Here is a 9,159-nt window from a genome sequence, read left to right as displayed (position 1 = left end):
CGCCGGAACGCGGTCACGGGCGGCCAGCACGAAGCCCCAGTCCTCGTCCCCGTCGCCCGTGCCGATCCAGTAGTCGGCGGTGCGCAGCCCGGCCGCCCGTACCGTCGCGTCGACCGTCCAGAAGCCGCGCCGGGCGGCGCAGGGTGCGCCCGCGTGCACCGCGAGCCGGCCGCCCGGGGCGAGCACCCGCCGGACCAGCCCGTAGAACTCCTGCGAGTACAGCTTCGCGCTGCGCGAGACCGCCGGGTCGGGGAGGTCGGCGAGCACGACGTCGTACCCGCCGGGCGGCCGCGGGGAGTGCTCCTGCCGCAGCCAGTCGAAGACGTCCGCGGCGGTCACCCGGACCCGGGGGTCGCGGTAGGCGTGCCGGTTGAGCCGGGCCAGCGCGGGGTCGTCCCGCGCCAGGGCGACCAGTTCGGCGTCGGGGTCGACGAGGGTCACCGAGCCGACCCCGCGGTGGCGCAGCACCTCGCGGAGCGCGAGCCCGTCGCCGCCGCCGAGGATCAGCACCCGGCCGTGCGGGCCCGCCATGGCGGGGTGCACCAGCGCCTCGTGGTAGCGGTACTCGTCCCGGCCGCGCACCCGCAGCCGCCCGTCGAGGAAGAGCTGCAGCGGCGCCGAGGTGAGCACGACCTCCTGGACGGCGGTCTGCTCGGCCAGCCGTACGTCACCGCCGTACACCGCCTGCCGGGCGGCCCGCTCGAAGGGCCCGGCGGCCCAGGCCGCGCCCGCGAGCACCGCGAGGACCACGACGTTGGCCGCGAGCAGCCGGGCGCGGGCGCGGGGCGTGACGTCACTGCGGAAGAGCCAGAGCACGATGGCCCCGCCCGCCACGGCGTTGACGGCGCCGGTGACCAGCGCGCCGGTCAGCTGGCCGTAGCAGGGGAGCAGGAGGAAGGGGAAGGCGAGGCCGCCGACCAGCGCGCCCACGTAGTCCGCGGCGAAGAGGTCGGCGACGGCGCCGCCCGCGTCCTGCCGCCGGATCCGCTGGATCAGCGTCATCAGCAGCGGGATCTCGGCGCCGATGAGCACGCCGATGGCGAAGGCGAAGACCGCCATCGCGGGCCGGGACTGGCCCCACCAGGCGAAGCTGGCGTACAGCGCCATCACCGAGAGGCCGCCGACCAGCGCCAGCGCGATCTCGACGGCGGCGAAACCGATGGCCGGCGCGCAGCTGAGCCGCTTGGCCAGCAGCGAGCCGACGCCCATGGCGAAGACCATCACGGACAGCACGATCGACGCCTGGGTCACGGAGTCGCCGACCAGGTACGAGGCGAGGGCGACCAGTTCGAGCTCGTACACCAGGCCGCAGGCGGCGCAGACGAAGACCGCGGCCAGGACCAGTGCCCTGGCCGCGGCCACCGGGACGGGCAGCCGGGCCCTGCGGACGCGCGGGGCGGCCCGGGCCGTACGGGAGGTGGACTGGTCGATCATGCCTGCACGCTATGTCAGGTATATGGCGGTCCACGTCACCCGCAGGGGTGCAATTCGTGGCACTTGGCGGCGCGTTGACGCCGTTCCGGCCACGCCCGTACCACCGGGCTCACGGTTGCGTGCTGAGCGTCGAACGCGTCGCCACCAGCCGCCCTTCCTGCGGGTACGCGTGCCAGGTGCGCCACAGGACGCTGCCGCCGCGGTACTGCACCAGCATCGCGGTGAAGGCGAGCGGATCACCCGGGAAGGTCCCCGCCAGCCCGTTGGGGTGATCGGCCACCAGGGCGAGCAGCTCCTGCGCCCGCCCGGCGAAGCAGCCCCGGGAGAGCGTCTCGATCCGCGCCGCGAACTCGTAGTCCCAGCCGGCGATCCGCCGCGCCACCCCGAACGGCAGCGGCGCGCTGCTGCCCGGCATGCACGCGACGGTCTCCGAGCAGCGGCCGCGCGGCGAGTCCAGAACGACCTGGTGGGAGGCACCGAGCAGCCGCAGCTGCACCCGCACGCGGGGCGCCGCGGGCACGACGCCGCCGGCGGCGTTGCCCGGCAGCTCGCGGTCGAGCACGGCGAGCGCCGGCAGTTCGTCCATCCCCAGACACCAGGCCAGGTCGCCGGCGCGGGTGTCGGTGTAGGCGGTCTGAAGCGTGGTGAGCATGAAGTCGGCTCCGCAGGCACATCGCGAGCAAGCGAGGGGAGGTCACGGGCATGGGGGAGAGGACGCGCCGACCCGCGCCTGTGGGGGAGGACGTCCGTCTGCTCGTGCCCACGAGGGGTCGGTGAATACGCAATCATGAATGGCGCGTCGCCTTCAGCGTTTTTACCCATCTCCACCCGCTTTACATCCCCAAGGGCCCGGACGGGTTCAGGTGTTCACTACAAATGCGCCCGACGGGTGAACAACCCACCGGGCGCATATGCGATTCGGCACGGGCAATACGCAATTTCGTATCGTCAGCTTCCGCCGCCGCAGCCACCGCCCCCGCCGCACGAGCTGCCGCCCCCGCTGTCGGAGCTCCCGCCCCCGCCGCAGGAGTGGTGGCCTCCCCCGTGGTGGCCACCGCCTCCCCCGTCGGAGGAGCCCGAGTCCCCCGCCCACCAGCTCATCCCGCCGCCGCCGTCGGTGGCGACGGAACCGTGCGAGCGCCGCCGGCGGTGTCCGCGACCGCTGTTCCGCGCCACCAGGACGAGCGTCACTATCGCGGCGAAGACCAGCAGAATGATGAAGACCCCCATCGTTCCCACCCCCGTTTTCCGTACTTTCCGTTGTGCGACGGTGATGCCCCCGCCGTCCGCGACCGAAAGCAGAGTTGAGGAAGTCCAGAGGTTTCCGGGTGCGCGAGGCCCCTGGGCTGCATCGGAAGCAGAACCAGGGGCCAAGGGTGGACGGCTGGGCCGCCTAGGGGCCGTGATCTTCAACGTCAGGCGGCCCAAGGACACGATCAACGGCTCGCCGGGATCGCTCGCGGCTGTTGGGCATCAGGTGCGCGTACACGCGAAGGATCATCGCCGGGTCAGCGTGTCCCATGTACTCGCTCACGGCCTTCACGCTCTCCCCGGAGTCGAGGAGTACCGAGGCGTAGAAGTGCCGGAGGGCGTGCATGCCGTGTTCACGGGCGGAGACGTAGCGCTTCCCTTCCTCGGCCTTCGGGATCAGGCCAATCGAGGCGAGAGCCGGCTTCCAGTCGTGGGCGTTGAAGTCGCTCCGCCACACGATGCCCTTGCCGGGGTTGGTGAACAGCAGGCGGGCGGTCACCTTCGGGCCCTCCGGAGAGCCCCACGGCAAGGTCACCTCAACCGGCTTGCAGAGGTCCATGTGCGCCTTCAGGGCGTACGCCACGGAGTCGGGCAGCGGTACATCGCGCTCCTTCTCGCACTTCGGCAGGGCAAACACAGGCTTGCCCTCCACGTGCTTGATCTGCCGCACCACGTGCAGGGTCCGGCCCTCGAAGTCCAGCGCGCCCTCAGCGAGCCCGAACACTTCTCCCTGGCGTAGTCCTCACCCAGCCGCGACATCGACTACGGCGCGGTAGCGCTCCTCAAGAGCAGTCCTGACGCCTCGCACCTGATCAGGGGTCCACGGCACCACCCGGGAAGCATCAGCCCTGGGTGCCCGCACCGATTTCGCACCGCATGGGTTCCGGATCAGCAGCGTGTCGTCAACGGCCGCCGACAACACCGCCCGCACATCGGCGTAGATCGAACGTGCGTACGAGGAACTGATCCCGGGCTTCGCCTCCAACACGGACAGCGGGTGTCGGATGTGCTCCGGCCGAAACGTCCCGACCGAGCGAGGGCCGATCACCGGGTACGCGTGGAGGCGGAGACGACGGCCCAGCTCTGTCCGCGTGGTCGGGTCAGGTAGCGCTCAGGCAGGGGGCGCCTCACGCCCACTCCCCCGTGTCGTCGGTGGGCAGGTCGGCGAGGGCTTCGCGGGCGGTGTCGCGGTTGGTGCGGATGTCGCGGGCGATGCTGGCGGCGAGCCAGGACTCTCCCGGCGTGTGGCCGTGTCCGGCATAGGTCCAGTGGGCGAGCACGAGCGTGGAGCCCTCCAAGGTGTCGTTGGGATCGGGGAGGCCGCGCTGCGAACGCGCCGGCCAACCGCTGGAGGTCGTCGCAGGCCTCTTCCGCCTGGCCCACGCCTTCATAAGGCAGCAGCGCACCGGCCAGACCCAGCAAGCCGCCATGTCGGCGATCACCGTCCTGACGCCTCGCTGCCAGGCAGACGCCAGCCCCCCGGAGGAAGGTCGCTCCTGGGCGCCATGCACTTGGTCATGGCCGTGATCAACGCCCGCGAGGGAGCCCGCTCCGCCACCCACGCCCACATCGCAGAGGCCCGGCGCATCGCCGCCACGAACGGGACCGACCGCAACGACTTCGACACCGAGTTCGGCCCCACCAACGTCGAGATCCACGCCGTCAGCACCGCGGTCGACCTCGGCGACGCCGGAATGGCTCTGGACGTAGCCGAACGAGTCGACCCCTCAGGACTGTCCCCGGAGCGCCAGGCACGTTTCCTGGTTGATGTGGCGCGAGCGCACGCGCAGCGGCGACACGTCGGCGAGGCCACAGCCGCACTCCTCGAAGCCGAAACCCTGGCCCCGAACAAGTCCACTCCCACCACCTGGCCCGCGAAGCAGTCCGCGACCTCATCCAGTTCTCCGGCCACCGAGTCCCCGAACCCTTGGCAGGATTGGCCGACCGCATGGCGATCGCCTAACGCTAGGAACTCCGCGCCACGGCTGGTGATACCCGTAACGGAGAAGCAAATGATCAACTACTTGGAACGGCTGGCCTTGCTGCTGCCTCCACCCCCGGTGCAGGTTGCCGGGCCGCCGTGGGAGCGTTCGCAGTCAGAGGTGGGCTTCAGCTTTCCTTCGGACTACCGGGCGTTCGTAGACAGGTATGGCGGCGGCTACGTCGGCACCCCGCATTCGCTGAGTTCCTACGTGCATGCGCCATCCTCTGTTCCCTTTGGGCCGGGTGAGACAGCTGGTTTCAAGGGTTTCGTCGACTGGCACGTTTCTGAGTTCGCCTCAGACATGGAAGGGTGGGACGAGGAACACTGGGGCGGTGCTGCTTACAGCATGTATCCGGAGCCCGGAGGTTTGCTTACGTGGGGTGACAACGAACAAGGCGATCTGTTTTTTTGGCTGACCGAGGGGGATGACCCGGATGCATGGCCGGTCATCATGTGGGCACGCGGACCAGCTACCACCTATCGGTTCGACTTCGGCATGGTCAGGCTCCTCCATTCCATGGCCAGCGGCAACTACCCCACTCCCGGATGGATGCACGCTCCCCAGACCCGCTGGACATTGACGGCAGACTGGCTACACCGGGGCCTGAATACCTCTGCTGGCCCCGCTTAGCGGCCTGACCAGGCCGGTTACAGGTTTCTCTACCTCATCAAGGCGCTCCCGCCGCGCAGAGCGCGGCGGCGCGCGGCTCGGCGCCTCGGGCCGCCGCTCCTGTCCTCGCCCCGCTCCGGCACGGCCGCCGGCCGCCCGCCAGACGGCGAAGGGGGTGCTGACGGGGAAACCCGCCGTGGCTGGGGCCGTCGGCTCCGCGGCTTTACGCAGCCACCATGGGGCGAGCCTCGAAGATCGGGGCCCGCATCGGGCCATTGCGGGCAGGTCCACAGACCGCCCGAGTCGCCGCAAGCTTAAGGGCCCCGATCTCTCGCCCCGTGGCAGCTCCAGCCCAAAGCCGCCACGCCCACCTTGATCCGCACGAGGGAGAGCGTGGCAAACTCATCCGTGCCGGACCTGATCGGTTTCAGCACGCACAAGACAAGGGGGAGTGGGCAGTGCCGGAGACCGTGCAAGAAGCAGTGTCAACTTGGAAGAGCGTCCAAAGGTTCGTACTGAAGGAGGTGGCCGGCATTGCCGCCGCTCTGGTCCTTCCGGCCTGGTTCCTGGTGGCGTTCTCTTCCGGCTGTATCGTCCCCGGCGAAGTACCAGAAACCTCACAGGCAAGCTTCGACCCTGTCGTGCCGATCTCCTGCATGGCCCTGGGCATCGTCGGCGTGATCTCCCTTATGCTTGCCTATCGGATGTCGACAGCGAAACCACCAGTAAGGCAACAGTTGTCTGCGGCACTTAAGGCTCAGGGGTGGCTGGTTCTCCTCACTATCGCGACGTCCGTTGCCCTCCACGATCCGCACCGTCTGTACGACTGCTGACGCATGGCGAAATCAGCGGACGGTCGCGCCCATAGTTTGCATCGAGGGATCTGGCGTGCCACAGCCGTGCCACGTGAGGCGGTGTCGAACGGGGAGCCGCGGGTAACAGCAGTGCCGAACCGCCGTTGTCGCAGTTCAGCGTCTGCCCAGGTGCGACATGGTCCGCAGCCTCAGTCTTCCAAACTGGCGCTCCACGATCCGAGTGCGATGGCTGACGCGTCCATGAGCTTCCCGGAGGGGCGAGGCCATAGACGGGACGCCTAGGTATCATCCACCCCGCATGCATCTAATTGATGCAGAGTGTCATCAATGGTCACTTTGTCGCCACGGCCGCCGTGTGGCAATTTGCAGGAGATCATGCTTAGAGAACTGAGACCGCTGGAACTCGCCGAAGCCCATTGGGTCATCGGGGACCCGGCGGGGGAGCACATGAAGTTGATACCGGAAGGGCTCGCCCATTGGGCCGACGGCATCGAGCAGCAAATCATCCCTTGGCCGCGGCTTATGAACTTCGATTTGGAGACTCAGCCTGGAAAATTTGCAAGCTCAAAGGGGCTCGACCGATGGGCCCGAATCATGGCAAATCTGTCAGGAGTTGGATACATGGCCGGCGGTGGTTCCAGGGTCGGTGCGACGTTGCGTCATCCGTACGTGGACTGGACCGCCGATTTTGATCACCACTCGCGAAAGTATTCTCGCCATCACATCAACCTGGTGGCTGAGTTCCTGAGACAGGCCGTCGAACGGAAAATGGCAAGTCGTCTCGGCGACCCCGAGTGGATGTCCGCGGCTGTCGACAAGTTGAGCCAGATGCCCGCATCCGGATCTCGACGTCGATCTCGTAAGACCTTCGTCGAGGGGCTTCTCGCTGACTGCGGTTGAGTCCGACATGGAATAGTTGGAAGTTGAAGTCCGCATAGAAGCGGTCCCAGACGTGCCGGTACTCGGCCTCTGACAGTGCAGTAACGGGTTCGTCCATCACCGGTCGATCCCAAAGCGGGAGTCGCCCTGCAAAGATGGCACCATTGCGGGGCCGTCTCTGGGCCGTCCGACGGTAGCCAACGACGACAGATGACAACAGCCGCCGACGCTCCTTCCCCTGCTCAAGGGCGGTGCTCCGAACACCGTCGCAGGTGCCATCCCCCGGACGGAAGTAGAGGAAGTCCAGAGGTTCGGCGGAGGATGGCGGGCATGACCTCCTCGCGACCCCCGCTCAACCGCGCACTCGCCGAGTTCGGGACCACGATCTTCGCCGAGATGTCCGCCCTCGCCGCCCGGACCGGCGCCATCAACCTGGGTCAGGGCTTCCCGGACACCGACGGCCCCGAGGAGGTGCGCGAGGCCGCCGTGCGCGCGCTGCGCGACGGCCGCGGCAACCAGTACCCGCCCGGGCCGGGCGTGCCCGAACTGCGTCTGGCGGTCGCCGAGCACCAGCTGCGCTTCCACGGGCTCGGCTTCGACCCCGACACCGAGGTGCTGGTCACCGCGGGCGCCACCGAGGCCATCGCGGCCGCCATGCTGGGGCTGCTGGAACCCGGCGACGAGGTGATCGCCTTCGAGCCCTTCTACGACTCCTACGCCGCCTGCATCGCCATGGCCGGCGCCCGGCGCGTCCCGCTCACCCTGCGCGCGCCGTCCTTCCGCCCGGACCTGGATGCCCTGCGCGCGGCGGTCACCCCGCGGACCCGGCTGCTGCTGCTGAACAGCCCGCACAACCCGACCGGCACCGTCCTCACCCGCGAGGAGCTGGCGGCCATCGCGGAGCTGGCCGTCGAGCGCGACCTGCTCGTGGTCACCGACGAGGTGTACGAGCACCTGACGTACGGGACGGAGCACGTCCCGCTCGCGTCCTTCCCGGGGATGCGCGACCGCACGGTCACCATCTCCAGCGCGGGCAAGACCTTCTCGTTCACCGGGTGGAAGGTCGGCTGGGTGACGGCCGTCCCCGCCCTGGTCAGCGCGGTGCGCGCGGCCAAGCAGTACCTGACGTACGTGAGCGCGGGACCGTTCCAGTACGCCGTGGCCGAGGCGCTCCGGCTGCCCGACGCCTACTACCGGGACTTCCGCGAGGACCTGCGGCGCAAGCGGGACCTGCTCTCGGACGGCCTGGAGGAGGCCGGGTTCCGGGTCTTCCGCCCGGAGGGCACGTACTTCGTGACCACTGACATCCGGTCGCTCGACGAGAAGGACGGCCTGGCGTTCTGCCGGGCGCTGCCGGAGCGCTGCGGGGTCGTGGCGGTGCCCAACGTGATCTTCTACGACGACGCGGAGGAGGGCCGCAGCCTGGTGCGCTTCGCCTTCTGCAAGCGCGAGGAGGTGCTGCGGGAGAGCGTGGAGCGGCTGCGCCGGCTCTGAGGCGCGTCGGACCCCCCGCGCGGAACACGGCAGCCCGCCCGCGCACGCCCGCTCACCGGCGGTCGCGTGGCGGACGGGCTGCTCCCGTGCGGTCCGTGTGCGCCCGTGCGGGCGGGCTCAGTCCTCGCCGTCGCCGTCGTCGTCCGTGGACTCCGCGTCCTTCTCCAGTCCGAGGGCCTCGAGGATCCACTTCTCGAACTCGATGGAGGCCCGGACCCAGCTGACGGTGCTGGAGACGAAGTGCTCCAGGCCGACGCCGAGGCCGATCAGCATCTGGGCCTCACCGATCAGACGGACGGTGCCGTCGTCGTGGGTGTGGGTGTAGACCTTCGGCCACAGGGTGCGGCGGTTCCAGTCGTCGAGCGCCTCGTGCAGCTGAGGCTTGTCCTCGATGCTGTACGGACGGTCGTAGAAGGTGCGGACCGCGAAGATCTGCTGGTCCTCCTCACCCCGGAACATGAAGTAGGTGCGGAACTCCTCCCACGGCGCGGCGAGGTCGCCCTCCTCGTCGACGACGTACTTGAGCTCCATCTGCTCCAGCAGCTGCTTGACCAGATCCTGGTCAGGAATGACCACGTTCCCGGCAGAGCCGGGCTGGGGGTCCGGCTGGCCCCCGAAATTCGGAATCGAGGACGGGTCGATGCTCACCTTGGAGTTCCCTTCGTGCGGATACACCCATCCTCCCTCACGGC

General features: G+C 69.0%; 8 protein-coding genes and 2 pseudogenes. 4 read left to right on the top strand and 6 right to left on the bottom strand.

The window, feature by feature from the left end; genetic code table 11:
* The 5 genes and pseudogenes from ACZ7MY_RS04715 to ACZ7MY_RS04695 all read right to left on the bottom strand — a co-directional run.
* A partial coding sequence (locus ACZ7MY_RS04715) for a polyamine aminopropyltransferase (protein WP_499599590.1) occupies positions 1-1,434 on the bottom strand: 1,434 nt, incomplete at its 3' end.
* Between the two features lie 109 nt (positions 1,435-1,543).
* The gene (locus tag ACZ7MY_RS04710; RefSeq protein WP_499599588.1) at positions 1,544-2,086 is read right to left on the bottom strand and encodes a DUF2617 family protein; all 543 of its coding nucleotides are present in this window, start codon (positions 2,084-2,086) and stop codon (positions 1,544-1,546) included.
* A gap of 296 nt (positions 2,087-2,382) precedes the next feature.
* Positions 2,383-2,664, bottom strand: coding sequence for a hypothetical protein (locus ACZ7MY_RS04705; protein ID WP_499599586.1), 282 nt, complete (start codon positions 2,662-2,664; stop codon positions 2,383-2,385).
* 163 nt (positions 2,665-2,827) lie between these two features.
* Positions 2,828-3,415, bottom strand: a pseudogene (locus ACZ7MY_RS04700) (site-specific integrase); the annotation flags it as partial.
* Between the two features lie 397 nt (positions 3,416-3,812).
* Positions 3,813-4,019: pseudogene (locus ACZ7MY_RS04695) on the bottom strand (replication initiation protein); the annotation flags it as partial.
* 183 nt (positions 4,020-4,202) lie between these two features.
* On the opposite strand from ACZ7MY_RS04695, the gene ACZ7MY_RS04690 reads away from it, so the two are divergent.
* The 4 genes from ACZ7MY_RS04690 to ACZ7MY_RS04675 all read left to right on the top strand — a co-directional run bounded on the left by ACZ7MY_RS04690 (position 4,203) and on the right by ACZ7MY_RS04675 (position 8,467).
* The gene (locus ACZ7MY_RS04690) at positions 4,203-5,300 is read left to right on the top strand and encodes an SMI1/KNR4 family protein (protein ID WP_499599584.1); all 1,098 of its coding nucleotides are present in this window, start codon (positions 4,203-4,205) and stop codon (positions 5,298-5,300) included.
* Positions 5,301-5,737: 437 nt separating this feature from the next.
* The gene (locus ACZ7MY_RS04685) at positions 5,738-6,112 is read left to right on the top strand and encodes a hypothetical protein (RefSeq protein WP_499599582.1); all 375 of its coding nucleotides are present in this window, start codon (positions 5,738-5,740) and stop codon (positions 6,110-6,112) included.
* Between the two features lie 357 nt (positions 6,113-6,469).
* Positions 6,470-6,994: a hypothetical protein gene (locus ACZ7MY_RS04680; RefSeq protein WP_499599580.1), complete on the top strand. Its 525-nt coding sequence runs from the start codon at positions 6,470-6,472 to the stop codon at positions 6,992-6,994.
* Positions 6,995-7,303: 309 nt separating this feature from the next.
* Positions 7,304-8,467 carry a pyridoxal phosphate-dependent aminotransferase gene (locus tag ACZ7MY_RS04675; protein ID WP_499599578.1) on the top strand — a complete coding sequence of 388 codons (1,164 nt, stop codon included), beginning with the start codon at positions 7,304-7,306 and terminating at the stop codon, positions 8,465-8,467.
* Positions 8,468-8,584: 117 nt separating this feature from the next.
* Here ACZ7MY_RS04675 and ACZ7MY_RS04670 read toward each other — a convergent pair whose 3' ends face one another.
* Positions 8,585-9,115 (bottom strand): type III secretion system chaperone family protein, encoded by a 531-nt coding sequence (locus ACZ7MY_RS04670; RefSeq protein ID WP_089222722.1) that lies wholly within the window; start codon positions 9,113-9,115, stop codon positions 8,585-8,587.
* Positions 9,116-9,159 lie beyond the last annotated feature (44 nt).

The sequence above is a fragment of the Streptomyces sp. NPDC111520 genome (assembly GCF_055635295.1).
The sequence above is the reverse complement of the archived record's forward strand: the minus strand, read 5'-3'. Positions and strand labels throughout refer to the sequence as shown.